Source organism: Streptomyces sp. NRRL F-6492, assembly GCF_001280125.1.
In the GTDB taxonomy this organism is placed as follows: domain Bacteria; phylum Actinomycetota; class Actinomycetes; order Streptomycetales; family Streptomycetaceae; genus Streptomyces.
On sequence record NZ_LGEG01000251.1, the window covers coordinates 1 to 26,814 of the forward strand.

28 protein-coding genes are annotated in these 26,814 nt (G+C 75.2%); 14 read left to right on the forward strand and 14 right to left on the reverse strand.

The window, feature by feature from the left end:
- The 6 genes from ADL08_RS27805 to ADL08_RS27830 form a co-directional block, all read right to left on the reverse strand.
- On the reverse strand, nt 1-3,930 hold a 3,930-nt coding region (locus ADL08_RS27805), incomplete at its 3' end, for a type I polyketide synthase (protein WP_159043139.1).
- Between the two features lie 18 nt (nt 3,931-3,948).
- On the reverse strand, nt 3,949-4,773 hold the full coding sequence (locus ADL08_RS27810) for a thioesterase II family protein (RefSeq protein ID WP_053647748.1): 825 nt from the start codon (nt 4,771-4,773) through the stop codon (nt 3,949-3,951).
- Entirely contained in the window at nt 4,770-5,882 is a 1,113-nt protein-coding gene (locus tag ADL08_RS27815) for an alpha/beta hydrolase (protein ID WP_053647750.1), read from the reverse strand. Before ADL08_RS27815 ends, ADL08_RS27810 begins: the two co-directional genes overlap by 4 nt.
- Nucleotides 5,879-6,634 (reverse strand): 2-oxo acid dehydrogenase subunit E2, encoded by a 756-nt coding sequence (locus ADL08_RS27820; RefSeq protein ID WP_053647752.1) that lies wholly within the window; start codon nt 6,632-6,634, stop codon nt 5,879-5,881. The genes ADL08_RS27815 and ADL08_RS27820 overlap by 4 nt, the downstream gene beginning before the upstream one ends.
- A complete protein-coding gene (locus ADL08_RS27825) occupies nt 6,631-6,876 on the reverse strand; it encodes a phosphopantetheine-binding protein (RefSeq protein ID WP_053647753.1) in 246 nt (81 codons plus the stop codon). Before ADL08_RS27825 ends, ADL08_RS27820 begins: the two co-directional genes overlap by 4 nt.
- Nucleotide 6,877: 1 nt before the next feature.
- Complete coding sequence (locus ADL08_RS27830) at nt 6,878-7,927, reverse strand: 3-oxoacyl-ACP synthase III family protein (protein WP_078968493.1); 1,050 nt, start codon at nt 7,925-7,927, stop codon at nt 6,878-6,880.
- Nucleotides 7,928-8,141: 214 nt separating this feature from the next.
- Between ADL08_RS27830 and ADL08_RS27835 the strand changes: the two genes are divergently transcribed.
- On the forward strand, nt 8,142-8,780 hold the full coding sequence (locus ADL08_RS27835; protein ID WP_053647755.1) for a 4'-phosphopantetheinyl transferase family protein: 639 nt from the start codon (nt 8,142-8,144) through the stop codon (nt 8,778-8,780).
- Between the two features lie 105 nt (nt 8,781-8,885).
- Here the strand turns inward: ADL08_RS27835 and ADL08_RS27840 are convergent, their stop codons facing one another.
- Complete coding sequence (locus ADL08_RS27840) at nt 8,886-9,077, reverse strand: hypothetical protein (protein ID WP_053647757.1); 192 nt, start codon at nt 9,075-9,077, stop codon at nt 8,886-8,888.
- A 48-nt stretch (nt 9,078-9,125) separates the two neighbouring features.
- Between ADL08_RS27840 and ADL08_RS27845 the strand changes: the two genes are divergently transcribed.
- Both ADL08_RS27845 and ADL08_RS27850 read left to right on the forward strand, forming a co-directional pair.
- Nucleotides 9,126-9,410 (forward strand): hypothetical protein, encoded by a 285-nt coding sequence (locus ADL08_RS27845; RefSeq protein ID WP_053647759.1) that lies wholly within the window; start codon nt 9,126-9,128, stop codon nt 9,408-9,410.
- Nucleotides 9,411-9,419: 9 nt separating this feature from the next.
- Entirely contained in the window at nt 9,420-9,947 is a 528-nt protein-coding gene (locus ADL08_RS27850) for a DsbA family protein (RefSeq protein ID WP_053647761.1), read from the forward strand.
- Between the two features lie 36 nt (nt 9,948-9,983).
- Here ADL08_RS27850 and opcA read toward each other — a convergent pair whose 3' ends face one another.
- Nucleotides 9,984-10,895: a glucose-6-phosphate dehydrogenase assembly protein OpcA gene (gene opcA / locus ADL08_RS27855; protein WP_053647763.1), complete on the reverse strand. Its 912-nt coding sequence runs from the start codon at nt 10,893-10,895 to the stop codon at nt 9,984-9,986.
- Between the two features lie 79 nt (nt 10,896-10,974).
- Complete coding sequence (locus tag ADL08_RS27860; protein WP_053647765.1) at nt 10,975-11,508, reverse strand: DoxX family protein; 534 nt, start codon at nt 11,506-11,508, stop codon at nt 10,975-10,977.
- A 205-nt stretch (nt 11,509-11,713) separates the two neighbouring features.
- Here ADL08_RS27860 and ADL08_RS27865 point away from each other — a divergent pair, with 205 nt between their 5' ends.
- The 3 genes from ADL08_RS27865 (at nt 11,714) to ADL08_RS27875 (ending at nt 14,329) form a co-directional block, all read left to right on the forward strand.
- Nucleotides 11,714-13,090, forward strand: a complete 1,377-nt coding sequence (locus ADL08_RS27865) for a dipeptidase (protein ID WP_053647767.1) — start codon at nt 11,714-11,716, stop codon at nt 13,088-13,090.
- A 57-nt stretch (nt 13,091-13,147) separates the two neighbouring features.
- Nucleotides 13,148-13,762 (forward strand): HdeD family acid-resistance protein, encoded by a 615-nt coding sequence (locus ADL08_RS27870; RefSeq protein ID WP_053647770.1) that lies wholly within the window; start codon nt 13,148-13,150, stop codon nt 13,760-13,762.
- Between the two features lie 144 nt (nt 13,763-13,906).
- Nucleotides 13,907-14,329, forward strand: coding sequence for a DUF350 domain-containing protein (locus ADL08_RS27875; protein WP_053647772.1), 423 nt, complete (start codon nt 13,907-13,909; stop codon nt 14,327-14,329).
- A 13-nt stretch (nt 14,330-14,342) separates the two neighbouring features.
- Here the strand turns inward: ADL08_RS27875 and ADL08_RS27880 are convergent, their stop codons facing one another.
- The 3 genes from ADL08_RS27880 to ADL08_RS27890 are packed head-to-tail and all read right to left on the reverse strand — an operon-like array spanning nt 14,343 to nt 17,542.
- Entirely contained in the window at nt 14,343-14,834 is a 492-nt protein-coding gene (locus ADL08_RS27880; protein WP_053647774.1) for a hypothetical protein, read from the reverse strand.
- Nucleotides 14,831-16,264, reverse strand: a complete 1,434-nt coding sequence (locus ADL08_RS27885; protein WP_053647775.1) for a WGR domain-containing protein — start codon at nt 16,262-16,264, stop codon at nt 14,831-14,833. The genes ADL08_RS27880 and ADL08_RS27885 overlap by 4 nt, the downstream gene beginning before the upstream one ends.
- 57 nt (nt 16,265-16,321) lie before the next feature.
- Nucleotides 16,322-17,542: an ROK family transcriptional regulator gene (locus ADL08_RS27890; protein ID WP_053647777.1), complete on the reverse strand. Its 1,221-nt coding sequence runs from the start codon at nt 17,540-17,542 to the stop codon at nt 16,322-16,324.
- Between the two features lie 279 nt (nt 17,543-17,821).
- On the opposite strand from ADL08_RS27890, the gene ADL08_RS27895 reads away from it, so the two are divergent.
- The 3 genes from ADL08_RS27895 to ADL08_RS27910 all read left to right on the forward strand — a co-directional run bounded on the left by ADL08_RS27895 (nt 17,822) and on the right by ADL08_RS27910 (nt 19,895).
- On the forward strand, nt 17,822-18,388 hold the full coding sequence (locus ADL08_RS27895; protein WP_053647780.1) for a winged helix-turn-helix transcriptional regulator: 567 nt from the start codon (nt 17,822-17,824) through the stop codon (nt 18,386-18,388).
- On the forward strand, nt 18,385-19,326 hold the full coding sequence (locus tag ADL08_RS27900; RefSeq protein WP_234352286.1) for a ketopantoate reductase family protein: 942 nt from the start codon (nt 18,385-18,387) through the stop codon (nt 19,324-19,326). The genes ADL08_RS27895 and ADL08_RS27900 overlap by 4 nt, the downstream gene beginning before the upstream one ends.
- Before the next feature lie 284 nt (nt 19,327-19,610).
- On the forward strand, nt 19,611-19,895 hold the full coding sequence (locus tag ADL08_RS27910; protein WP_199837102.1) for a hypothetical protein: 285 nt from the start codon (nt 19,611-19,613) through the stop codon (nt 19,893-19,895).
- A gap of 9 nt (nt 19,896-19,904) precedes the next feature.
- Here the strand turns inward: ADL08_RS27910 and ADL08_RS27915 are convergent, their stop codons facing one another.
- Together ADL08_RS27915 and xylB are read right to left on the reverse strand one after the other, a co-directional pair.
- Nucleotides 19,905-20,138: a hypothetical protein gene (locus tag ADL08_RS27915; RefSeq protein ID WP_053647786.1), complete on the reverse strand. Its 234-nt coding sequence runs from the start codon at nt 20,136-20,138 to the stop codon at nt 19,905-19,907.
- A 124-nt stretch (nt 20,139-20,262) separates the two neighbouring features.
- Complete coding sequence (gene xylB, locus ADL08_RS27920; protein ID WP_053647789.1) at nt 20,263-21,747, reverse strand: xylulokinase; 1,485 nt, start codon at nt 21,745-21,747, stop codon at nt 20,263-20,265.
- A gap of 220 nt (nt 21,748-21,967) precedes the next feature.
- Here xylB and xylA point away from each other — a divergent pair, with 220 nt between their 5' ends.
- From xylA to ADL08_RS27945, 5 genes are all read left to right on the forward strand, one after another.
- Nucleotides 21,968-23,140, forward strand: coding sequence for a xylose isomerase (gene xylA, locus ADL08_RS27925; protein WP_053647791.1), 1,173 nt, complete (start codon nt 21,968-21,970; stop codon nt 23,138-23,140).
- Between the two features lie 149 nt (nt 23,141-23,289).
- Entirely contained in the window at nt 23,290-24,015 is a 726-nt protein-coding gene (locus tag ADL08_RS27930; protein ID WP_053647792.1) for a (Fe-S)-binding protein, read from the forward strand.
- A gap of 146 nt (nt 24,016-24,161) precedes the next feature.
- On the forward strand, nt 24,162-25,565 hold the full coding sequence (locus tag ADL08_RS27935; protein WP_053647864.1) for a LutB/LldF family L-lactate oxidation iron-sulfur protein: 1,404 nt from the start codon (nt 24,162-24,164) through the stop codon (nt 25,563-25,565).
- A complete protein-coding gene (locus ADL08_RS27940) occupies nt 25,562-26,197 on the forward strand; it encodes a LutC/YkgG family protein (protein WP_053647794.1) in 636 nt (211 codons plus the stop codon). The genes ADL08_RS27935 and ADL08_RS27940 overlap by 4 nt, the downstream gene beginning before the upstream one ends.
- Nucleotides 26,198-26,319: 122 nt before the next feature.
- A complete protein-coding gene (locus tag ADL08_RS27945; protein WP_159043138.1) occupies nt 26,320-26,715 on the forward strand; it encodes a hypothetical protein in 396 nt (131 codons plus the stop codon).
- Nucleotides 26,716-26,814 lie beyond the last annotated feature (99 nt).

The following is a 26,814-nucleotide window of genomic DNA, read 5'->3' on the forward strand; positions in this document are numbered from 1 at the left end:
CGCACCGTCCTGGTTCACCGCCGAACCCGCCACCACCGCGAGCACCCGATGACCCTCACGCCGCGCCCTCGACAACCGCTCGACCACGAGGATTCCCGCACCCTCCGCCCAACCGGTGCCGTCGGCGTCCGCGCCGAAGGCACGGCACCGGCCGTCGGCGGACAGGCCGCGCTGTCGGGAGAACTCCACGAACATCCCGGGCGACGCCATGACGGCCACGCCTCCGGCGAGGGCCGTCGAGCACTCCCCCGACCGCACCGCCCTGACCGCGAGGTCCAGCGCCACCAGCGACGACGAGCACGCCGTGTCCACCGTCAACGCGGGCCCCCGCAAACCGAGGACGTACGCGATACGCCCCGACGCCACGCTGATGGTGGAGCCGGTGAGGAGGTAGCCGTCGGAGCCCGCGCCGCCCTCGTGGAGCCGGGGCGCGTAGTCGGAGGCGGTCGCCCCGATGAAGACGCCGGTGTCGGAGTCCTTGAGGCTGTGCGGATCGATCCCGGCCCGCTCCAGGGCCTCCCAGGAGGTCTGGAGCAGCAGCCGCTGCTGCGGGTCGAGGGCGAGCGCCTCGCGCGGGCTGATGCCGAAGAACTCGGCGTCGAACTCGGCGACCGCGTCCAGGAATCCGCCGTGCCGGGTGGTGGACGTGCCGGGACGGTCGGGGTCGTCGGCGAAGAGGGAGTCGAGGTTCCAGCCCCGGTCCGTGGGGAACGGGCCGATGGCGTCGACGCCGCCGGCGACGAGGCGCCACAGGTCCTCCGGCGAGGCCACGCCCCCCGGGAACCGGCAGCCCATCCCCACGATGACCACCGGATCCTCCACGTCCCGCTCCCGGACGACGGCCACGGCCTTCTCCGGAGCGTCGGCGCGGAGCAGACCGAGCAGGGCCTCGGTCGTCGGGTGGGCGAACAGGGTCGCGGCGGGCAGATCCGTACCCAGGACGGCACTGAGCCGGTCGCGGAGCTCGACCAGGCCCAGCGAGTCGATGCCGAGGTCCTTGAAGGTGGCGGTGCGGTCGAGGCGCGCCGGGTCGGCGAAGCCGAGCACGGCGGCGACCTCGTCGACGACCCGCTGTTCGCGCAGGGGGTCGACGGCGGAGCCGGACGCGGAGGCCGATGCGGTCCCGGCCCCCGGCTCCGGTGCGGGGAGGGTCCGCCCGGGGTCCGCGACCTCCGGACCCGCGGCCTCCGGGCCGGCGTCGAGCCAGTGGCGCTCCCGCTGGAAGGGGTACGTGGGCAGCTCCGGGAGGGGGCCGCCGGGCGGGGCCACGGCGTCCCAGTCCGGGGTGGCCCCGGCGGTGAAGAGCCGTCCGAGGGCGGCGGCGGGCGCGCCGTCCTTGCCGAGGACGGGTACGTGGGCCGCCGAGCGGCCGGTGATCTCCCGGCCCAGCGCGCTGAGCGTCGTCCCGGGGCCCGCCTCCAGGAGGACGGTCGCGCCGAGGGCGGTCAGCCGGCGGACGGCCGCGTCGAACCGGACCGGTCTGCGCGCGTGCTCCACCCAGTGGTCGGCGTCGGTGGTCGTGACGAGGTCGCCGGTCACCGTCGAGACGAAGGGGATGCGGGCGGGCCGGAAGGCAAACCCGGACAGGGTGCGGCGGAACTCGTCCGCCATCGGGTCCATGAGCGGCGAGTGGAAGGCGTGGCTGACGTCGAGCCGGCGGTGGCGCAGGCCGCGTTCGGCCGCGCGCGCGGCGATCTCGTCGAGTGCGGCGGTCTCGCCCGAGAGGACCACCGACGCCGGTCCGTTGACGGCGGCGATCGCGACGGTGCCGGCGGTGTGCGCGAGCAGCGCGGTGGCGATCTCCTCGGCGGCACCGAGCGCGAGCATGCCGCCCCCCTCGGGGAGCGCGTCCATCAGCCTGCCGCGTACGGCGATGAGTTCGGCGGCCCGGTCGAGGTCCAGGACGTCCGCGACGTGCGCGGCGGCGACCTCGCCGATCGAGTGGCCGGCGACGAAGGCGGGTTCGAGGCCCACCGAGGCCAGCCAGCGGAGGGTCGCGACCTCGACGGCGAAGAGGGCGGGCTGCGTGAAGGCGGTGCGGCCGAGCAGGGCCGCCTCCTCCGTGCCCGGCTCCGCCCACAGCACGTCCTCGACGCGGCGCGGGAGGTGCGGGGCGAGCGCCTCGGCGGCCTCGTCGAACGCGGCCCGCCAGACCGGGGACTCGGCGTGGGCGCGGCGGCCCATGCCGAGCCGCTGGCTGCCCTGGCCGGGGAAGAGCACGGCCGGGCCCGGCCCGGCGTCCGGCCCCGGGCCCGCCGCGGCGACGGTGCCGGTGACGACGCCCGCGGAGGCGCGGCCCGCGGCGAGCGCGGCGAGTCCGGTACGGGCGTCGCCGGTGACGGCGGCACGGTGTTCGAAGGCGGTACGGGTGGTGGCGAGGGCGCGGGCCAGGCCGGGCGGCACGCCACCCTCGCGCTCGATCAGCGCGGCGGTCCGGGCGGCCTGTTCGCGCAGCGCGGCCGGGGTGCGGGCGCTGAGCACCAGCGGCAGGCCGGGCTCCGCGACGGCCGCCTCCGAGGCGGCGGACGCCCGGGCCCCCGTGCCGGCGGAGGCGGGTGCCCCCGCCGGGACGGCGGTCCCCCCGGCCGGTGCCGGGGGTTCGGCGACCACGACGTGGCAGTTGGTGCCGCCCATGCCGAAGGAGCTGACGCCCGCGAGGAGCCGCTCGTCGGCGCGCGGCCAGGCGCCGGGCTCGGTGCGGACGGCGAGGCGCAGCCCGGCCAGGTCGATGTCGGGGTGGGGTTCGGCGTGGTTGAGGGTCGCCGGCAGTTCGCGGCGCGCGACCCCGAGGACGGTCTTGAGCAGTCCGGCGATGCCGGCCGCGCCCTCCAGATGGCCGATGTTGGTCTTGACCGAGCCGACCTCCAGGACCGGCCGGTCCTCGGCGCCGTCCCGTGCGAGGCCGAGGCCGCGGGCCTCCAGCGGGTCGCCCACCGGGGTTCCGGTGCCGTGGAGTTCGACGTACTGGAGTGCCTCGGGCGACACCCCGGCCGCGGCGCAGGCGCGCCGGACCACGTCGGCCTGCGCCTCGGGGCTGGGCACGGTGAGCCCGTCGGTCGTGCCGTCGTTGTTGACGGCGCTCCCGAGGAGGACGGCGTGGACGCGGTCGCCGTCCGCGAGGGCGGCGTCGAGCGGCTTGAGCAGGACGAGGCCGGCGCCCTCGCCGCGCACGTAGCCGTTGGCGCGGCGGTCGAAGGTGTAGCAGTGCCCGTCCGGTGAGAGCCCGCCGAACCGGGCGACGGCCGCGGTGGAGGCGGGGTCCACGATCAGGTTGACGCCGCCGGCGAGGGCGAGCCCGGACTCGCCCCGCCGCAGGCTCTCGCAGGCGAGGTGGACGGCGACGAGGGAGGAGGACTGCGCGGTGTCGACGGCGATGCTGGGTCCGCGCAGCCCGAGCACGTAGGAGACGCGGTTGGCGAGGATGCCCCGGGTGGTGCCGGTCAGGGTGTGGCGGCCGGGCCCGGTGCGGCGGGCGAGGGCGGCGTACTCGTCGGCGAGCGAGCCGACGAAGACGCCGGTGGCGGTGGAGCGCAGCGCGGCGGGCAGGACGCCGGCGTGTTCCAGCGCCTCCCAGGCCAGTTCGAGGACGAGGCGCTGCTGCGGGTCCATGGCGGTCGCCTCGCGCGGCGAGATGCCGAAGAAGGCCGGGTCGAACCCGTCGACGGCCTCCAGGTATCCGCCGTACCGGACGCCGGGGTGCCCGCCGGCCAGCGCGGTGACGGAGCCCGGTCCGGACGCCGGTCCGGCGCGGTCCTCGGGCACGTCCCGGACGGCGCTGCGTCCTTCGCGCAGGAGCCGCCAGAAGGCCTCGGGGTCGGGGGCCCCGGGCATCCGGCAGGCCAGGCCGATCACCGCGATCGGGGCGACCGGCCCGGCCGTGGCGGTCGTGGTGGTCGGGGCTTCCCGCGTGTCGTTGCCCTTGCCGCTCAACTACAGCCTCACTCTCGGTCAGGACAGTTCCGCGAGCACCGTGCGTACGGTGTCCGCCACGTCCGTCAGCCGCGGATTCAGATAGAAGTGGTCGCCCGGGAGCACCCGGAGCTGGAAGGGGCCCGTGGTGTGGTCCCGCCAGCGCCGCGCGTCGGCGACCGGCACCAGCGGGTCGCCGTCGCCGACGAGCGCCCGGACGGGGCAGCGCACGCGGGCGGCGGGCTCGGGGACGTAGGACTGGAGCGCCCGGTAGTCGGCGCGCAGCGCGGGCAGGAACAGCTCGCGCAGGTCGGGGTCGTCCAGGACGGTCCGGTCGGTGCCGCCGAGCAGCAGGACCTCCTCGACGAGGGAGTCGTCGCTGCGCAGGATCGCCGGGTCCACCCGGGTCAGGGCCGGGGCGCGGCCGCCGGACGCGAGGAGCGCGGCGGGGGCGGGCCCGGGTCCGCGTTCTCCGAGCAGGGCGGTCTCGAAGGCGACGAGCGAGCCCATGCTGTGTCCGAAGAGGACGAGCGGGGCGGTCCCGTCGCCCACCGGGGTCCCCGCGACGGCCTCGGCGACGGCCGCGAGCGCGTGTTCGGCGAGGTCCCGGATGCTCTCGGCGGGCGGTTCGGCGCGGCGTTCGACCCGTCCGGGGTACTGGACGGCCAGGACCCGGACGGCGGGGGCGAGGGCGCGGGCGAGCGGGGCGAAGAAGCCGGCCGACCCTCCGGCGTGCGGGAAGGCCACCAGGCAGGGGGCCCCGGCGTCGGCGGGGGCGTACTGGCGGAGCCAGTCGGCCGCGACGCCGGTCCGTGCGGTGGCCGCCGCGGTCGCCGTGGTCGTGGTGGTCCCGGCCTGGCTCATCGGGCGGCTCCCGCGTCGCGTGCCGCGGCGAGGGCGGCGGTGAGGCGTTCCGTGACCGCCGGGTCGGCGTCCGGCCGCATCTCCTGGACGGCGAGCAGGCTCCACGCCTTCGTCTCGGCGAGGTGGGCGGGGGCGCCGTGCACGTCGTCGTGTTCCAGGAGGCGCAGGTCGGCGATGTTCCGGCGCAGCCGTTCGGCGTCGGCGGGCGGCACGATCTCGTCCCGACGGGCCGCCACCGCGGCGAACGGGACGTCGAGGGAACGGAGTTCGTCGTCGGTGAGGGCCCAGTCCCGCAGGTGCGCGTAGACGGTGTCGGAGGGGACGCCGGCGAGGTGGGCGAGCGTGTCGCGGGTGATCCGGGGGACGGTCCGCTGCCAGTCGGGGTCGGTGAAGAAGTCGTGGACGGGGGTGCCGTTCCCGACGATGCCGCGGATCCGGGGGTCGGCCAGGGCGGCGCGGACGGCGAGGTGGCCGCTGAAGCTGAGGGCGAGCAGATAGGTGCGGGAGACGTCGGCGCGGTCCGCGAGCCCGTCGAGGATCGCACCGAACAGGCGGGCGCCGTCGCGCTCGTAGCGCAGGGGGTTCTCGCCGACGCCGGGCAGTTCGGCGACGGCGGCGGCCAGGCCGAGGGAGGCGAGCTGGGGCAGCAGCGGCCCCCACTGCTCCTTGGTGCTGACGATCCCGCCGGTCACGACGAGCAGCGGGCGGGCCGGGTCGAGGCCCGCGGTCCAGATCCGGACGGGGACGCCGTCGACGTCGACCGTCCCGGTCTCGATGCCGGTCGCCCCGGTCTTGCGCCAGCGGTCGAAGGCGTCGACGGAGCGCGCCAGGGCCCGGGCCCGGCCGGGCCCGTCCACGAACGGGAAGCGGCCCAGGACGTAGTACTGGCCGGCGGCCAGGGTCTGCCCGGCCGCGTCCAGTTCGTCGCCGGCGCGGATCCACTCGTACGCCCAGGAGCCGGGTGCGTCGCCGGCGTCGGCGGTGATCCGGTCCAGGAGCGGGGCGTAGTGGTCGGCGGGGAGGTTCTGCGAGACGGCGTGGGCGACGACGAAGCGTTTGAGCTCGTCCAGGTCGTTGCCGCGGCCGGGTCCTCCGGTGGTGTCGGTCATGCGGGGTACGCCTCCAGCGCGTCCTTGATCTCGGTGAGGACGTCGGCGGCCTCGGCGCCGTCGATGACCCGGTGGTCGAAGGTGAGGGAGAGCCGCAGGACCGGTGCGACGACGACCGCTCCGTCGCGGACGACCGGCCGGTCGGCGATGCGGCCGACGCCGAGGGTGACGGTGGTGCCGCCGACGGAGTGGAATCCGTCGACGGCCCGGTGGCCGAGCGAGGTGACGCTGAACGTGCCGGTGATCTCCGGGCGGCGTTCCAGCAGTCCGGCGGCGGTCCGGAACCGGTCGAGGGCCTCCTTCCAGGGCAGTGCGCCCAGGGCCCGGACGGGGGCGAACCGCTCGGCGGTGTCGGGGTCGTCGGCGAGCGCGCGGTCGAGGTGCTCCTGGATCGCGTCGAGGCCGGCGTCCTCCAGGCGGGGGATCACCGTGGCGAGGACGACGCGGCGGCCGTCCAGGGTCCGGTCGAGGGTGACCTTGGCGCTGACGGTGTCGTAGGTGGCGACGGTCGGGTCGAGCCGTCCGTGGATCGCGGCATTGGCCTCGGGGTGCTCGCGGAGCACTCCGGCGGCGGCGTGCACGACGTGGGCGACGACCGAGCGGCGCACGCCGGCCTCGTGGGCGCGGCGGCGGGCGGCGACGATCGCGGTGGCGTCCACCTCGGTGTCGAGGTGGACCGGGGAGAAGTCCCTGATCTGGTCGAGGAAGAAGAGGGTGTGCCGGCGCTGGACGGGGAAGGGGCGGCCGGTCACCGGGTCGCCGTCTCGTGGACGGCGGCCAGGCTGCCCGCGTCGAGGAAGTCCGGCAGGGACAGCGGCCTGCCGGTCTCCTTCTCCAGGAGGACGAGCAGGGACAGCAGGTGTACGGAGTCCCAGCCGGTCAGCGCGTCGAAGGGGAGGTCGAGTTCGGCCTCGGTGACGTCGATCCCGATCTCGTCGCGGACCAGGTCGGCGAACTCCCGGCGGTCCAGGGGGCGGCCGGATGCGGCGCTCATGTCAGATGTTCCCGTTCAGTTCCAGGGCGAGGCCCGAGCGGATCCACTTGCTGGACTCGATGGCCACGGCGACGGCCCGCGACGGGGTGTCCATCGCGTCGAGCAGCCGCTCCAGCTGGAAGAAGAGCAGGGCGTTGCCGTTGTTGCCGGTCTCGCCGACGCAGCTGATCTCCTCGGCGAGCGGGAAGTCGAGCCGTTTGACGATCCGGTCGGTCATGGTGACGGACAGTTGCGGGGGCAGCAGGTAGTCGACGTCCTCCCGCTCCCAGCCGAGGTCGTCGAGGATCTCGTCGGCCGCTTCGGCGGCGAGCTCGGGGACCAGTTCCTCGATGGCCTTGTAGTCCTCGCCCGCGGGCGCCTGGGGGCTGTCGCGGTCGGCGAGTCCGTACCAGCGGAGCACCTGGCCCGGTTCCCGGTCGAGGCCGGACAGCCGGGTCAGGACGGTGCGGACGGCCGGGGAGTCGTCGTGGCCGGGTTCGGTGGTGAGGACGGCCGCGCCGGCGCCGTCGCCGAAGAGGACGTAGTTGACGAGTTCCTCCGGCGGCAGGGCGCCGAGGTCCGCGGTCACGTCGTAGTGCTTGGCGATGACGTCGCCGCCGATGACGAGGGCCGTGCGGTGGCGGCCGGCGGCGAGCAGCGAGGTCGCCACGTCGAAGGTCTGCACGGCGCCCGAGCAGCCGGACTGGAGCTGGAAGGTCGGGATGCCGTCGATGCGGAGCCGGTCGGCGACGACGTTGACGGTCGCGGGCATCAGGGTGTCGGGGGTCGCGGAGCCGAGGATCACGAGGTCGATGTCGTCCGGGGACACCCCGGCGCGGTCGAGCGCGGTCCCGGCGGCGGTCGTGGCGAGGTCGGCGAGCGATTCCCGGGGTTCCCCCGTCGCGAGGTCGAGGGCGAGATGGCGGGTGCGGGTGCCGATGAACGTGTCGACCCACTGCTGCCAGAGCCGGTCCATTCCGAAGCGTCCGGCCAGCGCCCCGGTGTCGATGGGGGAGCCCGGCAGGGCGGTCCCCGCGGACAGAACACGCACCGTACGGTCCAGGTCCACCACGTGAGGTCCTCCTCTCTCGTTGCGTCCGGCCTGCTGTCCGGCTTGCGTGGGGACGCTAGGCGCGCGTTCTAAAGCAGCCCTGAACCACCTCCGGGGCCTGCCTTCAGCGGCGCTTCAGCGGGCCCGCCGAGCCTGGGCGGATGACGGACACCGGATCCACGGCCGCGCCCGGGCGGCCGGACGCGCACGCGTCCCGCTCCTGCGGTACGACGGGGTGATCGAGCGGCTGCTGCCGCCGGGGGTGGCGTCGGCGGAGGCGTACGGCGACCCGCCGGACGCGCTGCTGTTCCCCGCCGAGGAGGCGCTGGTCCGCCGGGCCTCGGAGGGCCGCAGGCGCGAGTTCGCCACGGTACGGCTGTGCGCCCGGCGCGCCCTCGCCGAACTGGGCGTCGCGCCCGTGCCCCTGCTGCCGGGCGAGCGGGGCGCGCCGCGCTGGCCGGAGCGGGTGGTGGGCAGCATGACCCACTGCGACGGCTACCGTGCGGCGGCCGTCGCACGGCGGGCCCCGGAGGTGCTGTCGGTCGGCATCGACGCGGAGCCGCACCGGCGCCTGCCGCCGGACGTGCTGGAGGCGATCGCGCTGCCCGCCGAACTCCGCCGCGTCGACGGGCTCCTGCGCACGGCCCCGCACGTCCACTGGGACCGGCTGCTGTTCAGCGCGAAGGAGAGCGTCTACAAGGCGTGGTTCCCGCTGACGCGGACCCGGCTCGGCTTCGACGAGGCGGACATCGCCTTCGATCCGGCGGGTTCGTTCCGGGCGGTACTGCTCCGGGGCCCCGGGCCGTCGGAGTTCGCCGGCCGGTGGCTGGTGGCCGGCGGACTGCTGGCCACGGCGGTCACGTACCGGGGCTGACGTCCCGGAGGGCCTTCACGGCGACCGGCGGCCGCCGATACCGACCGGCGAGCCCGACCACCGACACCGACAGGCGACCGCCGGTCGCCGGTCGCCGACCGCCGCTCAAGGCCTCGGCGTTCCCGCCCCGGACGCCGGCACGTCCGCCTCGCCCGGCTTCTTCCCGTGGTCGGCGGTCTCACCGCCGCGCCCCACGTTCCGGAGCAGCGCCGTGGCCGTGACGGCGAGCGCGAGCATGACCGGGACGGCTCCCGTCGCGATCCAGGCGAGGCCCTGCGCGAAGGAGTCCCTCGCCACGCCGACGAGCCCGCCCGCTCCGGCGGCGCGGCGTCGACGATCATCGCGATGCCGAGGGACGACACCGGCATCAGACCGGCGAACAGCAGGGACGCCGCCGTGACGACGAGGCCGATCCCGGAGCCCCCGTCCACCCGGGAGAGCACGGCGAAGCCGACGGCGGCGACCGTGAGACCGGCGCCGAAGACGTACGCCTTGCCCACCCGGGCCGCCACGCCCTGGGCGACGAACATCGCGAGGGTTCCGCAGAGGACCATCGGCAGGCTCCACACCGCCGATTCCAGCGGCTCCATGCCCACCACCATCTGGATGTACTGGGCGATGAGGAACTGACCGCCCAGCGTGAACGCCACGGTCAGGGTCAGTCGTCACGAGGGAGACGCTGAAGCCGCGGTCCGCGAAGAGCTCCGTGTCGAGCAGCGGGTCGGCGAGCCGGCGCTGCCGTGCCACGAAGAGGCCACCGAACTCGCCTCCGAGGCGGGGCTGGAGTACCGGCTGGAGAACGCCGTACCGGTCAACACCTTCGACGTGCACCGTCTCATCCACTTCGGCGAGCACCGCTCGCTGGGCGAGCCGGTGCGCGAGCGGCTGCTGCGCGGATACACCGCCGAGGGGGCGCACCTGGGCGACCGGCGCACCCTCGTCCGGCTCGGCGGCGAGGCCGGACTCGACGCCGCGGAGGTGGAGGCGCTGCTGGACGGCGACGAGTTCGGGGACGCCGTCCGCGCCGACGAGCGGCGGGCCGTCCGGCTCGGGATCACCGGTGTGCCCGGCTTCTCCTTCGACGGGCGGCCGGGCGTCTCGGGTGCGCTCTCCGTGGCCGACATCGCCGGACGGCTGCGGCGGGCGGCGGCGTCGGCCGGGACCTGACGGCCGGTCCGGATCCGGGTGCGACCGGAGACCGGGTCAGGCGCGGCCGCGCAGGGCGGCCTCGTAGGCCTCGTCGGGGTCGAGCCGGCGCAGTTCCTCGGCGATGAGCTCCGCGGTGGAGCGGACCTTGAGGGCGAGCACCCGGTGGGGCTGGCCGGGGATGGAGAGGCGGGCCACCGGACCCTCGGGCCGGTCGATGAGGATCTCGCCGTCCGGGGTGCCCATGCGGACGGCGGTGACCACGGGGCCGTCGGTGACGACCCGGTCGACGGGGACGCCGAGCCTGACCTCGAACCAGCGGGCGAGGAGTTCGGCGCTGGGGTTCTCCGCCTCGCTCTCGACGGCGGCGGAGGTGATGTCGAGCGGCGCCTGGTCGAGCGCGGCGGCCAGCATCGAGCGCCAGGGGGTGAGCCGCGTCCAGGCGAGGTCCGTGTCACCGGGGGCGTACGAGGCGGCGCGGGTCTCCAGGACGGTGAGGGGGTCCTCCACGGCGTACGCGTCGGTGATGCGGCGCTGGGCGAGCGAGCCGAGCGGGTCCTTGGAGGGGACCTCGGGGGCGTCGACGGGCCACCAGACCACGACGGGCGCGTCCGGCAGGAGCAGGGGTAGGACCACGGACTCGGCGCGGGCGCAGAGTTCGCCGTGGAGCCGGAGCACGACCGTCTCGCCCGAACCGGCGTCGCTGCCGAGCCGGACCTCGGCGTCGAGCCGGGTCTCGTGCCGCTCGCGGGGGGAGCGCGCGTGGCGCTTGATGACCACGAGGATGCGGGAGGGGTGCTCCCGGGAGGCCTCGCCGGCCGCCTTGACGGCGTCGTAGGCGTTCTCCTCGTCGGTGACGACGACGAGGGTGAGCACGGCGCCGACGGCGGGGGTGCCGACGTCCCTGCGGCCCTTCAGGATCGCCTTGTTGATCCTGCTGGAATTGGTGTCCGTCAGATCGATCTTCATGCGCGGCGCCCGTCCCTTCCTCTCCCGCGAGCCTAACCCTCCCGCGCGGCGAACGCGTGCGGGTGCCCGCCGGCCCCCTCTAGGACTGTTCGGGGTCCGGCTCGGGAGCCGCCTGGCCCTGGGCGCGGCGGCCCACGACGGCGGCGGCGGCGAGCGCGGTGCCGAGGAAGGCGACGGCCACGACCCAGCGCCGGTCGAGGACGTGGCCGGTGAGGTGGTCCAGGGAGTACCGTCCGGCGCCCGTGACGCCGATCGCGGCGGCGGTGAAGCCGAGGAAGGCGGGGTACTCGTAGCCGCCGCCCTGGGCGAAGAAGCCGGCCGGCGCGTGCACCGAGACGGCCCCCGCCATGGCGCCGGCCGCGGCGGCGCCGGCGGCCGGGGTGGCGAGGCCGAGGGCGAGGAGGGCGCCGCCGCCGGCCTCGCCGAGACCGGCGGCGATCGCGCTCTGCCGGCCCGGCGAGAAGCCCATCGCCTCCATCGCCTTGCCGGTGCCCTCGACTCCCCCGCCGCCGAACCAGCCGAAGAGCTTCTGCGTGCCGTGCGCGGCGAGCACGGCGCCGGTGCCGACCCTCAGTACGAGCAGCCCGAGGTCGCGTCGGTTGGGGTGGGCCATGGGTTCTCCAGGTGCGGGAGGGGACGCGTACGCCGTCCACTGTCGTCGTCCTCCGCGGTCCGCGCCGCCCGTGCGCCGGCTCCGTACTCCGTACGAGTCACCTTTTGCGGCGTTTGTCCGCCGTTGCTTTAGTGGGAGGGCTGTCGCCGTCCCGGGACCGTCGCGCGTCGCGCCCCCGGAGGCGACCCGAGGGAAGTGGGTGCGCATGACCGCCGAGTCCACCGAGACCGCAGCCCTGCGGAAGAGGGTCCGGGACCTGATGCCCCGGGCGAAGGAGGACCTGACCGAGCTGGTGGCGATGCGTTCCGTCGCCGATCCCCGCCAGTTCCCGCCCGAGGAGTGCGCGAAGACCGCCGACTTCCTCGTCCGGGCCTTCACCGAGGCCGGGCTCGGGGACATGCGGCGGGTGACCACCCCGGACGGCACGGACGCGGTGGTGGGGCACGCGCCGGGGCCCGAGGGGGCGCCCACCGTCCTGCTGTACTGCCACTACGACGTGCAGCCGCCGCTCGACGACGCCGCCTGGCGCACCCCGCCCTTCGAGCTCACCGAGCGCGACGGACGCTGGTACGGCCGCGGCGCCGCCGACTGCAAGGGCAACATCGCCATGCACCTGACGGCGCTGCGCGCGCTCGGCGGTCCGGAGGGGCGGGGCTTCCCCGTACACCTCAAGTTCGTGGCGGAGGGCTCGGAGGAGCAGGGAACGGCCGGTCTGGAGAAGCTCGTTCCGCTCCAGCCGGACCTGTTCGCCGCCGACGCGCTGCTGATCTGCGACACCGGCAACTTCGCGCTCGGCCTGCCCACCGCGACCACCTCGCTGCGCGGGCTCACCAACGTCGTGGTGACCGTCTCCACCCTGAAGGGGGAGATGCACTCCGGCATGTTCGGCGGCCCGGCGCCCGACGCGCTGGCCGCGCTCGTCCGGATGCTCGACAGCCTCCGCGACGAGCACGGCAACACGGCGGTCGAGGGCCTCGCGGGCGACGGCACCTGGCGGGGCGTCGACTACCCGGCCGAGCAGTTCCGCGCCGACGCCGGCGTCCTGGACGGGGTGTCCCTCGTCGGTACGGGATCGGTCGCCGACGAGCTGTGGGCCCGGCCCGCCGTCACCGTCCTCGGCATCGACTGCCCGCCGGTCGTGGGCTCCTCGGCGGCGGTGCAGGCGAGGGTGCGGGCCAGGGTCAGCCTGCGGGTCCCGCCGGGGATCGACGCGGACGACGCCCGGCGCGCCCTGACCGACCACCTGACCTCGGCCGCCCCGTGGGGCGCCCGGGTGGAGGTGGAGCCGGAGAGCGCGGGCCAGCCCTTCCTCGCGCGCACCGACGGTCCCGCCTACCGGGCCCTGGCGACGGCGTTCCGCGAGGCGTACGGGAAGGACATGGTGCGGGCCGGGCAGGGCGGGTCGATCCCGCTGTGCAACGTGCTCGCCGCGCACTTCCCGGACGCCGAGATCGCGCTCGTCGGCGTCGAGGAGCCGGGCTGCCTCATCCACGCGCCCAACGAGAGCGTGGACCCCTCGGAGATCGAGCACATGGCGCTGACCGAGGCGCTCTTCCTGAGCCGTTACGCCACCCCTCTCTGAACCGCGCCCCCACGACCCGCTCCGAACCCCGCCCCACGAAAGGACGGAACCCGTCCCATGACAGAGACCCATGACCGATCCCGTGAACACCCCCGGGACCGGGAGACCCCGGCCGGACCCCTCGGCGCGCTGGCGGGCGCCGCCTGGCAGGCCCTGCTCCTCGCCGGCCTCGCGGCCCTGGTCCTCGGCGTCCTCGTCCTGGTCTGGCCGGGCGCCTCGCTGCTGGTGGCCGGGGTGCTCTTCGGCCTGTACCTGCTGTTCAGCGGCGTGATGCAGCTGGTCGCCGCCTTCGGCACCCATGTGAGCACCGCGCTGCGGGTCATGGCCTTCATCAGCGGCGCCCTCTCGATCCTGCTCGGTCTGCTCTGCTTCCGGGGCGCGACGCAGTCGATCCTGCTGCTCGCGCTCTGGATCGGCATCGGCTGGCTCTTCCGGGGCATCACCCAGACCGTGGCGGCGGCCTCCGACCCGGCGATGCCGGCCCGCGGCTGGCAGGTCTTCCTCGGCGTCGTCAGCGCGCTGGCCGGGGTGGTGCTGATCGTGTCCCCGCTGGAGTCGGCGGCGGTGCTCACGCTCCTCGGCGGCATCTGGCTCGTCGCCGTCGGCGCCGTCGAGATCGTCACGGCCCTCCAGGTGCGCTCGCGCGCCAAGAGCCTGCCGCCGGGGGTCTGACCGGGCGTCACGCACCCGAGCGCCGCCGTCCGCCGTCCGTCCGGTCTCCGGGCGGACGGCGGTCGCCTTTGACGCGTGCGCTACATTTTGCCGGTCCTTGACCACCGATCCCCGCGATCGTGAACCCCTCGGAGCCGGCATCCCATGAGCGACATCGTCAACGGCCTCGGCCGGACCAGTGCCTACGGCGCCCTCGGCGTGGTCCTGCTGATCCTCGGCATCGTGCTCGTGGACCTGCTGACCCCCGGCAGGCTCGGGCGGCAGATCTGGGAGGACCGCAACCGCAACGCCGCGATCCTGCTGAGCTCGGCGCTCCTCGGCATCGGCGGCATCGTCTTCACCTCGATCTGGACGACGTACGACGACTTCGGCAAGGGCCTCGTCTCGACCGCCGCGTTCGGCCTCCTCGGCCTGGCGATGATGGCGGTGGCCTTCCTCGTGGTCGACCTGATCACGCCGGGCAGGCTGGGCGCCACCCTCGTCGACCCCGAGCCCCACCCGGCGGTCTGGGTGACCGCCTCCTGCAACATCGCGGTCTCGGCGATCGTCTCCGCCTCGATCGCCTGAGCCCCGGCCGGGCTCAGACCTCCCTCGGCTCCACCTCCAGGAAGCGGCGTCCGCGCGGCCCCTTGTAGAGCAGGGCGTCCCAGCCGAGCCGGGCCAGGACGGGGACGCACGCGCCGAGGGTCTCCGTCTCCTCCCGGGCGGCGCCCGTGCCCGGCGGCCCCAGCCACTCGACCACGACCGTGCCGGGCCGCTCCCCCGGCCGGACCCGGTAGCCGGTGGAGCTCCGCGTCCCGGCGGCGTCCACGGACGAGGGCGTGATCCCGCCGGACTCCAGGGCCAGGGCCACCGCCCGGACCGGCTGCCGCAGCTCCCAGTCGGCGGGCGCGGCCTCGGGGTCCCCGCCCCGGCTCCTGGTCAGCCGTCTGATCTGGAGCAGCCCGTCGAGGGCCGCCCGGACCTCACGGGAGCGCTGCTCGGCGTCGGCCGGGGGCAGGGGCGGTCCGTCGCCCGTGGCCGCCTCGAAGACGCCCCCGGCACCTCCGCTTTCGGGTCCCCGTGCCGTCACAGCAGCCGCCGGATGTCGCCGCGGACCCGGTAGAAGCCGCCCGCGGCGGGGTGCAGGGCGTCGACCACGTAGCGCGCGCCGGGCTCACGGATCGCCCGCGGGAACTGCACGTTCCACGAGGAGTCGTAGCCCCCCGAGACGACCCGCACCCGGGTCCGGCCCGACTCGTTCACGCACTCCACGACCACCGCGCCGGCCGGGGCGTCGCTGACGACGGTCACGGCGGTGGCGGTCGTGGCCGGCTCGTACACCGGCATCGCGGCGGCGAGCTTGACGTCCCGGGCGACCGGGACCGTGCCCCGCTGGGCGGCCGCGATCGCCGCCTCGCTCGCGTCCACGCAGACCAGCGAGCCGTCGGTGGTCACCAGGTAGAGCCGCTCGTCCCGGTACTGCATGGAGAGCGCCGAGCCGCCTCCCGTGCCGAGCTTCCACAGCCGGGTGCCGTCCTCCGCGAAGCAGTAGACGGAGGAGGACGAGTCGCCCGCGAAGACGAACCGGCCGCCGGACGAGGTGGCGCAGGAGTACACCGGGCTGTCGCAGGAGTACACCGCCTCCACCCGTCCGTCCTTCTTCGCGAGCCGCTGCACCTTCCTGCGGCCCGTGCCCGCGTAGACCGCGGTGTCCTCCTGCCAGCCGAAGAGGACCGCGCCGTCGGTGGCCGTGTGCCACAGCTCGCCGCCGCCGTCCGGCGCGTGGGCCGCGACGCCGCCCGTGTCCCCGTAGTAGACGGCGTCGCCGTCGGCGCGGACCATCCAGGCGTGCTCGCCCCGGCCGCCGCGCGCCCACTGGTGCTCGTCCTCGTGGTCGATGACGGTGAGCCGGCCGGAGCGGTCGGCGACGTTCAGGACCCCCTCGTGGATGTCGAGCCAGAAGATGTCGACGTCGGTGGCGATGTCGTACGCGGCGAAGGGCAGCTTGGACGACAGGTCGTACACCTTGCCGTCGTCGCAGCCCGCGTAGATCCAGAAGTCGTCGGCGACCAGGCACTTGACGCCGTCGGGCAGGCTGAAGCGGGCCTGCACCTCGCCGGTGCGGTCGAGCGTGAAGACGTCCCCCGCCTGGTTGCCGACCCAGCAGCGCTCCTCGTCGACGTGGATGCCGAAGGCGGCCGAGCCGGTCCGGAAGCGCCAGAGCACCGGGGCGACGGCCCGCGCGGTGGAGGGTGCCGAGGTCACGGCGCGGCGCGTCACCGCGCGGGCGGCGCGCTGCCCCCGCACCGCGGGCGCGTATCCCTTGCGGACCTTCTCCCCTATCTTCTTCGCGGCGGCGGCCTGGGCCTTCTGCACGGTCGGGAACGTGGAACGCTGCGTCTGTCCGTCCGTGCCGATCCGGCCGTAGCGGACCGACACCGCGAGGTCCTCGACGGTCACTTCGTAGAACTTGTGGGCACCGTCGCCGTCCTGCGACAGCTCCAGGTAAGTCGTCGTCATGGGAAGAACGTTAGGGGTGACCACTGACAACGCCCCTCGGACGGGGAGCCGGCGCCGTCAGTCCGCCCGGCCGGCCGCCGTCACGGCGTGGGCCAGCGGGTCGGCCAGGACGTCGTGGAGGACGAGGGCCGCCGCGCCCCGGGCCGCGTCGGTGGCGGTGGAGGCCGGGCGCAGACGGCCCGCGTCCGGGGACCAGAGGCCGGAGACGACGCGGTCGGCGAGCTCCTCCGTCAGGGCGGGCGTCAGCCAGGGCATCAGGCGCGGATAGACGCCGCCCAGGACGACGGCCTCGGGGTCCAGGAGGTTCACGGCCCCCGACAGGGCGCGCCCGAGCATGCGGCCCGCCTCCGCGAGGGCGGCGAGGGCGCGCGGCTCCCCCGCTCCGGCGCGGCGCGCCAGGTCGGGGACGCCGGACGCCCCGGCCGAGGCGAGGAGGGCCGCCTGCCCCGCGTACTGCTCCAGGCAGCCGCGCGAGCCGCAGCGGCAGCGGGGCCCTTCGGCGTCGACGACCATGTGGCCGATCTCGCCCGCGAACCCGTGCGCGCCGCGCAGGAGTTCGCCGTGGACGACGATCGCGCCGCCGACGCCGATCTCCCCCGTCAGGTGCAGGAAGGTGCGCACCTCGCCGAGGGAGCCGAACCACAGCTCGGCGAGGGCCGCCGAGTTGGCCTCGTTGTCGGAGGCGACGGGAAGGCCGGCGGTGGCGGGGCGCAGGGCGGCGAGGGCCTCGGCGAAGAGGCGTTCGGCAGGGACCTCGTTCCAGCCGAGGTTGGGGGCCTGCCGGACGGTTCCGCCGGAGACGAGTCCGGGCAGGGCGAGTCCGGCCCCCGCCGGGACCAGGCCGAGGCCGGCCGCCTCGCCCAGGGCTCCGGCGGCGATGCGGGCGGCCCGGGCCAGCACCTCGCCGGCGCCGGCCGCGCGGTTGTCGAGGTGTTCGGTGCGGCGGACGCGGTCGGCGCCGGTCAGGTCGACGACGCAGGCGGTGACGTAGGCGACGTTGATCTCGACGCCGAGCCCGGCGGGGCCGGTGTCGGCCGGTTTCAGGACGGTGCCCGGCCGTCCCGCCTGCCCGCTGAAGGTCTTGCCCGACTCCCTGAGGAGCCCGAGGTCGAGGAGCTGCTCGACGAGGGAGGAGACGGCGGGCCGGGTGAGTCCGACGCGGGCCGCGACGGCGGCGCGGGTGGTCTCGCCGGCCTCGTGGACGGTCCGCAGGACGAGGCTCAGGTTGTGCCGGCGCACTCCCGACTTGTCGGCCTTGGGTTCCGTGGGCTGGTTCATGGTGAGCGAGAGCCTAGTCGTCCCTTTCGTTCGCAGGACAACGGCGTCCGGCGAGGGCGCCCGAAGCCCGGGGCCGGGTCCCGGTCCGGGTCCGGTCCGGTCCGGGTCCCAGTCCGGGTCCGGGTCCCAGTCCGGGTCCGGGTCCCAGTCCGGTCCGGTCCGGTCCGGGCCGGTCCGGTCCGGTCCGGCAGCGTCGTCCGTCCCCGACGGCCGCACGGCTCCTCCGGGGCTCCCCCAAAACAGTTCGGTCACCGAACTCTTCTCCGCTAGGCTCCACCCATGACGCTTCCGCGCGACTACCGCGGCCAGACCTGTGCCCTCGCCCGCTCGATGGAGACCGTCGGCGAGCGCTGGACGCTGCTGATCCTGCGCGACGCCTTCTACGGGGTCCGCAGGTTCGGCGAGTTCGCCGCGCACCTGGGCGTGCCCCGGGCCGTCCTCACCGACCGGCTCGCCACCCTCACCGGGGCGGGGGTCCTGGAGCGCCGTGCCGAGCCGGGGACGGGCCGCCGCGAGGTGTACGGGCTGACGCCCAAGGGCGTCGCCCTCTGGCCGGCCGTCCGCGCGCTCACCACGTGGGGCGAGGAGTTCCACCCGGCGGAGGGCGGCCCCCGGCGGGTCTTCCGGCACGCCGGGGACGAGTCCCCGATCGATCCGGACGGGCGCTGCACGGGGTGCGGCGCGTCCGTGCCGGCCGCGGACGTCCTGGTGGCCCCGGGCCCGGGGCTCGCCCCCGCGGGCCCCGACGACGACCCGGTGACGGCGGCGCTCGCGAAGCCCCACCGGCTGCTCACCCCCCTGCTCACCGGCGCACCCGCGGGGCGCCCCACGAAAGGTTCGCGATGATGAGGATCCTGGTCGTCGGCGCCGGTGCCACCGGTGGCTGCTTCGGCGCCCTGCTGGCCCGTGCCGGCGAGGACGTCACCTTCCTGGTCCGCCCCGCCCGGGCCGCCGCGCTGCGCGAGCGCGGGCTGCGGGTCGTCGGGCCGGACGAGGAGTGGACCCTGGAGCCCCGTCTGGTCACGGCGGACGGGCTGGACCGGACGTACGACCTCGTCCTGCTGTCGGTGAAGTCCACCGGTCTCGACGGGGCGGTGGCGGACGTGACGCCGGCCGTCGGGCCGGGCACCGCGATCGTGCCGCTCCTCAACGGCCTCGCCCACCTGGACGTCCTCAACGCCCGCTTCGGCCCGTCGGCCGTCCTCGGCGGCGTGGCGAAGGTGGTCACCACCCTCGACGGCGCGGGGGACATCCACCGGCTCGCCCCCCTGGCCCACCTCGCCCTCGGCGAGCAGGACGGCAGGGTCTCCGCGCGCGTGGAGAGGATCCGGGCGGTCCTCGAAGGGGCGGGGATCGACGCGCCGGTGCCGGAGGACGTCCTGACGGCGATGTGGCACAAGTGGGTGTTCATCACCACCTTCGGTGCCGTGACGAGCCTGATGCGCGGCACGGTCGGGGAGGTGTACGACGCGCCGGGCGGCCCCGCCCTGGGCCCGGCGGTGCTCGACGAGGCGGCGGCGGTGGCCGGGGCGGCCGGGCACCCCGTACCGGAGGAGGAGCGGGCGGCGACGCTGGCCGTGGTGTCCGCGCCCGGTTCGCCGTTGGTCCCTTCCCTCTACCGCGACCTGACGGGGGGCCACGCCACGGAGGTCGAGCACCTCTTCGGCGACCTGACCGCCCGGGCCCGCGCCCTCGGCGTGGCGACCCCCCTCCTCGACCTGGCGACCCTGCACCTGCGCGTCCACCAGCGCCGGGTCACGGCCGCGGCGGTGACGGGGGCCTGAAGGCGGGGGTGTTCGAAGGACCGGCGGAGGCCGGCCGGTTGTCAGTGCCCCTCTTGCCTCGGGGTCGTGGAGATCACCGAGCGGGTACTCGCGGAGGCATGGGGGCGGGCGGTCTCGCGGCACGTCCTGTTCGACGGGGTGGGGCTGCCGCCGGCGGCGGTCCCGAGGAGGTCGCGGAAGCGCTGAGGCAGGTCGGTCCGGGGTGGGGCGGACGGTTCCGCGGTGGCGGTCCGGACGACTGTCTGCGGGACGGCCGCCGCGTCGCCGACGGCGACGGCGACGGCATGGAGGAGCTGATCCGGTACGAGCGGGGCCACGCGCCCCATGTGCGCGGCGGTGAGCCGGACTTCGTCGACCGGGCCGTGCGCCGTGCCGAGCTGGACCGTCCCGAGCCGACCGACACGTTCGAGCCGTACTTCCACGCCCTGGAGCGGTCCCCCGGTCCGCGCCCGCCGCGCCGGGATTTCACGGAGGAGGAGGAAGAGGTGCGGGTCGCGTGCCGGGCCGGACAGCGGGAACGGGTACGGCGGGAGGAGCGTGCCGCCCGCCGGTGGGGGCGGGGGCCGTGAGGACGCCGGCTAGTGCCGGTTGTCGCTCCGGCGGTGGTAGGCGTCGCTGCTGGTCGGCAGGTAGTTGTGGACGGACCAGGAGTTGAAGGAGACCCGGTCGGTCCGGGCCCGGCGCAGGGCCTCTTCTTCCTGGAGCAGGCCCTCGACCGGGTCCGCCCGGCCTCCGCCCCGGCGGTGCACGACGGTGAACGCCAGTGCCCCGGCACCGATGATGACCCCGAACAGGACGAGCAGAGCGGTCATGTGTTCCTCCCCCGTGGTTACCGGCAGGGTAACCCGGAGCACATGACCGGGCCAGGGTGCGGCGGTGAAGTGGATCAGGCCCGTTCCGCTCCCGTACTCGTACCCGTCCTCCCGTGGCCGTCCGTCAGCTCAGCAGGGTCGGCGTCGCGGCCGTCAGGACCCCGGCGATCCTGTCCCAGGCCTCCCCGTCGCGCGGCAGCGGGGGCAGGACCCGGCCGTCGCCCGTGCCCCACGCGGCGGCCAGGGCGACGGGGTCGGAGCCTGTGACGGCGCCCGCCGCGAGGGCGGCCGCGCCGAGGGCGACGAGTTCGCCGGCGGCGGGGACGACCAGGGGGCGGCCGGAGAGCCTGCGGACGGTGTCGGTCCAGACCCGGCCGCGCGCGCCGCCCCCGATCAGGCGCAGCGGCCGGTCCCGTACGTCCGGCGCCGCCGGATCGAGGCCGCAGGCGGCGAGGAGCTCGTCGAGGGCGCGGAGCACGGTGTGGACGGCGCCCTCGTAGGCGGCGCCGAGGACCGCCCGGGGGTCCGTGCCGTGCCGGAGGCCGGTGACGAGTCCGGCGGCGTGCGGGAGGTCCGGGGTGCGTTCGCCGTCGAGGTACGGCAGGACGACGACCCCGCCCTCACCGCCGGGCACGGCGTCCTCCCGGTCCAGGCCGAGGAGGGCGGCGAACCGGTCGACGGCGAGGGTGCAGTTGAGCGTGCAGCCGAGCGGGAGGTACGTGCCGTCGGTGGCGGCGAAGCCGGCGAGCCCCGGAGCGGCGGGGCGGGCGCGGGTCGCGGCGAAGACCGTGCCGGAGGTGCCGAGACTGACGACGGGGTGGTCCAGCAGGCCCGCGCCGCCGAGGCCGAGCCCGACGGCGGCGGCCATGTTGTCGCCGGTCCCGGCGGCGACGGCGACCGTGCGGGGCAGGCCGAGGGCCTCGGCGGCGGCCGGGGCGAGGGTGCCCACGCGGGTGGCGCCGGTGGGGGCGAGGGCGGGCAGCAGGGCCGGGTCGAGGCCGATGAGGTCGAGGACCTCCGGGTCGTACGCGCCGGTGGCGGTCCCGTACCAGCAGGTGCCGGAGGCGTCCCCGGGGTCGGTCACGGCGGCGCCCGAGAGGCGCTCGGTGAGGTGGTCGTGCGGGAGGCGGACGCCGGTGACGGCGTCGGCCCGCTCGGGCTCGTGCTCGCGCAGCCACTGCCACTTGGCCGCGGTCATGGAGGCGACGGGGACGGACCCGGTCCGGGCCGGCCAGGCCTCCGGGCCGCCGAGGCGCGCGGCGAGGGCCGCGGCCTGGGGCGCGGAGCGGGTGTCGTTCCAGAGCAGTGCGGGGCGCAGGGGCCGCCCGCCGGCGCCGAGGGTGACGAGGCCGTGCTGCTGGCCCGCGACCGCGATGCCGGTGACGGACGCGGCGGGGACGCCCGCGTCGCGTACGGCCGAACGGACGGCGGTGACGAGCGCCGTCCACCACTCCCCGGGGTCGCTCTCGCGCGCCCCGGCGGCCCCGGTGACGGTGTGCGGGGCACGGCCGACGGCGAGGAGCGCGCCGGTGTCGGCGTCGACGGCGACGGCCTTGGTGGACTGCGTGGAGCTGTCCACGCCGATCACGACGGAGCGGCTCGCGGGCACGCCCTCACCTCGTCTCGGTCTCGTGTCTCGATGGTCGCCCAGGCGGTCGGCCGGTGGTTCTTTCGGGAGCGGGTCTGGCGTGGCAGCGCCCCGTCCCGTATTAGTTATCGCAGAAAACAAATCCGGTGGCCAGTACCCGGCCGGCGGACGATTCCCGCTCATCCCGCACGGACCCGGCCCTCGCACGGCGCGGGCCCGGCGCACGAGAGAAGGACACACCATGCCGGAGCGCTTCTCCCCCACCCCCGCGGACCGCTTCACCTTCGGTCTCTGGACCGTCGGCTGGCAGGGCCGCGACCCCTTCGGCGAGGCCACGCGCCCCGCCCTCGACCCCGTGGAGGCCGTCGAGCGGCTCGCCGCCCTCGGCGCGTACGGCGTCACCTTCCACGACGACGACCTGATCCCCTTCGGCGCGCCGGAGGCCGAGCGCGACGCGACCGTGAAGCGCTTCCGGGCCGCCCTGGACCGCACGGGGCTCGCGGTGCCGATGGCCACCACGAACCTCTTCACCCACCCCGTCTTCAAGGACGGCGCGTTCACCGCCAACGACCGGGACGTGCGCCGCTTCGCCCTGCGCAAGACCCTCCGCAACATCGACCTCGCCGTCGAGCTCGGCGCCGGCGTCTACGTGGCGTGGGGCGGCCGGGAGGGCGCGGAGTCCGGCGCGGCCAAGGACGTGCGGGTCGCGCTCGACCGCATGAAGGAGGCCTTCGACCTGCTCGGCCAGTACGTCACCGAGCAGGGCTACGACCTGCGCTTCGCGATCGAGCCCAAGCCGAACGAGCCGCGCGGCGACATCCTGCTCCCCACGATCGGGCACGCGCTCGCCTTCATCGAGCGCCTGGAGCGCCCCGAGCTGGTCGGCGTGAACCCGGAGACCGGGCACGAGCAGATGGCCGGCCTCAACTTCCCGCACGGCATCGCGCAGGCACTGTGGGCGGGCAAGCTGTTCCACATCGACCTCAACGGCCAGTCGGGCATCAAGTACGACCAGGACTTCCGTTTCGGGGCGGGCGATCTGCGCCAGGCGTTCTGGCTGGTGGACCTGCTGGAGACGGCCGGGTACGAGGGCCCGCGCCACTTCGACTTCAAGCCGGTGCGCACGGACGGCTTCGACGGCGTGTGGGAGTCCGCGAAGAACTGCATGCGCAACTACCTCATCCTGAAGGAGCGTTCGGCCGCCTTCCGCGCCGACCCGGACGTCGTGGCGGCGCTGGACGCCTCCCGGCTGCCCGAGCTCGCCGTCCCCACGGCCGCCGACGGCCTCGCCGGGCTGCTCGCCGACCCCACGGCGTACGAGACGTTCGACGCGGACGCGGCGGCGGCGCGCTCGATGGCCTTCGAGCGCCTCGACCAGCTGGCCCTGGAGCACCTGCTGGGGGTGCGCCGGTAGAAGGGCGGGGGTCGGTAAACGGGCGGGGTATCAGTGGCGGCGCGGGTGTCGGTGGCGGCGCGGGGTTTCGGCCGGGCGTCCGGCGGCGCCTCCTGCCAGACTACGGACCGCGTCAGACCCCGCGCCGAACCGTCCCCGAGGAATCCGTGATGCGTGTCGCCCTCTTCGTCACCTGCGTCAACGACGCCGTCTTCCCCTCGACCGGCGTGGCCACGGTCCGGCTCCTCGAACGGCTGGGCGTGGAGGTCGACTTCCCGGCCGCCCAGACCTGCTGCGGGCAGCCGCAGTTCAACACCGGCTACCGGAGGGAGACCGCGCCCCTCGTACGGCGCACGGTGCGGGCCTTCGAGGGGTACGACCACGTCGTCACCCCGTCCGGCTCGTGCGCGGCGATGGTCCGGCACCACTACGGCTCGTTCGGCGCGGAGGTCCCGGGAGCCGCGGACCTGGCGCCGCGCGTGTACGAGCTGACGGAGTTCCTGGTGGACGTGCTCGGGGTGACGGACGTGGGCGCGTACTTCCCGCACCGGGTGACGTACCACCCCTCCTGCCACGGGCTGCGCCTCCTCGGCCTGGGGGACCGGCCCCGCCGGCTGCTCGACGCCGTCAAGGACCTGGACCTCGTGGAGCTGCCGGGCGCGGAGGAGTGCTGCGGCTTCGGCGGCACCTTCGCGGTGAAGAACCCCGACGTCTCGGCGGCCATGGGCGCCGACAAGATCGCGAACGCCCTGTCCACGGGCGCGGGGGTGTTGTGCGGCGCGGACAACTCCTGTCTGCTGCACCTGGGCGGCATGCTGAGCAGACGGAAGGCGCCGCTGCGCGCGCTGCACCTGGCGGAGATCCTGGCGAGCACGGAAGAGGAGCCCTGGCGGTGAGCGGCGTGAACGGCACGAGTGGCACGCGCGGTACGAGCAGTACGAGCAGTACGAGCGGCGTGAACAGTACGAGCGGCACGAGCGGGCGGAACGAGGAGGGCGGCGGGAGGACGCGTGCGCCGAAGCCCGACCCGGCCTTCGTCGGCATGCCGGCCTTCCCGGAGGCGGCGCGGAAGGCGGTCGGCGACACGACCCTGCGGGCCAACCTCCGGCACGCCACCCGCACGATCCGGGACAAGCGGGCGCGGGCGGTGGCCGAACTCGACGACTGGGCCGCCCTGCGCGAGGCCGGCAAGCGGATCAAGGACGAGACGCTCCGCCACCTCGACACGCACCTCCTCCGGCTGGAGGAGGCGGTGACGGCGGCGGGCGGCACCGTGCACTGGGCGCGGGACGCGGCCGAGGCGAACCGGATCGTCACCGCTCTCGTACGGGCCACCGGCGAGAGGGAGGTCGTCAAGGTCAAGTCGATGGCCACGCAGGAGATCGGCCTCAACGAACACCTGGAGGCCGAGGGGATCGCCGCGTACGAGACGGACCTCGCGGAGCTGATCGTGCAGCTCGGCGAGGACCGCCCCTCGCACATCCTGGTCCCGGCCATCCACCGCAACCGGACCGAGATCCGCGACATCTTCCGCGAACGGATGGGGAGTTGGGGACGCCCGGCGCCGGAGGGGCTGAGCGACGCCCCGGCCGAGCTCGCGGAGGCGGCCCGGCTGCACCTGCGGGAGAAGTTCCTGCGGGCCAAGGTCGGGATCTCGGGGGCGAACTTCATGGTCGCCGAGACCGGCACCCTGGTCGTGGTGGAGTCCGAGGGCAACGGCCGCATGTGCCTGACGCTGCCCGACACCCTGATCTCGGTCGTCGGCATCGAGAAGGTGGTGCCGACCTGGCGGGACCTGGAGGTCTTCCTCCAGACGCTGCCCCGCTCCTCCACCGCCGAGCGGATGAACCCGTACACGTCGATGTGGACCGGCACCACCGACGGCGACGGACCGGACGCCTTCCACCTCGTCCTGCTCGACAACGGCCGCACCGGCGCCCTCGCCGACGAGGTGGGACGCCAGGCCCTGCGCTGCATCCGCTGCTCGGCCTGCCTGAACGTCTGCCCGGTGTACGAGCGGGCCGGCGGGCACGCCTACGGCTCGGTCTACCCCGGCCCCATCGGCGCGATCCTCACCCCCCAACTCCGGGGCACGGCGAGCGGTATCGACGCCTCCCTGCCGTACGCCTCCTCGCTCTGCGGCGCCTGCTACGAGGTGTGCCCGGTCGCCATCGACATCCCGGAGGTCCTGGTCCACCTGCGGGAGAGGGTCGCCGACCGGGGCGGCAGGGGACACCGCCTGGAGAAGGCCGCCATGAAGGCCTCCGCCTGGGTACTGGACCGCCCCGACGCCCTCGCCGCCGGCGAACGCCTCGCCGCGAAGACCCGCCGGCTCCACCCGAAGGGACTGCCGGGGCCGGGCGCCCGCCCGTGGACCGGGAGCCGGGACCTGCCGGAGATGCCCGCCGAACCGTTCCGCGACTGGTGGAGGAAGAACCGCACATGACCGACTCACGCGCGCACGTGCTCGCCCGGATCCGGGCCGCCGTCGCGGACGCGCCCGAGCCGCCCGCCGTCGCCCGCGACTACCGGACGAGCCACACCGCCGAGGACCCGGCGGGCCTCCTGGACCTGCTCCACGAGAACCTCGCCGACTACCGGGCCCACGTCCACCGCACCGCCCCGGACGGCCTGGCGGAGCTGATCGCCCGGATCCTGGCGGAGCGCGGCGCCGGCAGCGTCGCCGTTCCGCCCGGACTGCCCGCCGGCTGGCTCGCCGCCACAGAGGCCGTCCGGCGGACCGACGAGCCCCGGCTGACCCCGTACGAACTCGACGGCGTCGACGCCGTGGTGACGGGGTGCGCGGTGGCGGTCGCCGAGACCGGCACGATCGTCCTCGACGGCGGCCCCGGGCAGGGCCGCCGCGCCCTCACCCTCGTCCCCGACCTGCACCTGTGCGTGGTCCGGGCCCCGGAACAGGTCGTCGCCTCGGTCCCGCGGGCCCTCCCCCGGCTCGACCCGGCGCGCCCGCTGACCTGGATCTCGGGCCCGTCCGCGACGAGCGACATCGAACTCGACCGCGTCGAGGGCGTCCACGGCCCCCGGACCCTGGAGGTGATCCTGGTGACGGACCGCTGACGGGGATTCGGTGGGTCCGCAGCCTGTCGTTCCCAGGGCCGGGAAATCTCCCGCGTCCCTCCAGAACGATCACTTTCCACGAATTCTTCACAACGCCGCTCACGATGTGCCAGAGTCCGCGCATGACCGATCAAGGAAGACGCAAGCTCGGGGCCCTCGTCGGCGTGTGCCTCGCCGGAGGGCTGCTGCCCGGCATCGCCCTGGGCGCGTCCGGCGCCGACGTCGCCTTCTCCCTCGCCGTCGCCTTCGGCGCGGTCGCGCTGATCACACAGATCGTCTACATAGGCCCGTCGGCGCGCGTCGGCGCCGCCCCCCTGGCGGCCTTCGCGGCCGCCGGCGTCCTGCAGGACTCCCTCATCTGGTGGCTGCTCTCGTGGCTCGGCGGGACGCTCGGCGCGGAGCTGCGGGTCGAGGGGTTCGGCACGATCGTCCTCGCCGGCCTGATCACGCGCGTCTCGATCCTCGCCGCCTCGCTGCTCACCCCCTCCGGAAGCCGCCAGGAGCGACCGGTCGACTGACAGGACGGGCGGCCGGGCGGGCCTTCCGATCCACGCTTCTTCAAGTCACCGTGTCAGCAAGGAACTTCGGGGTACCCGGGTGGTGGGCGGGTCCACCTC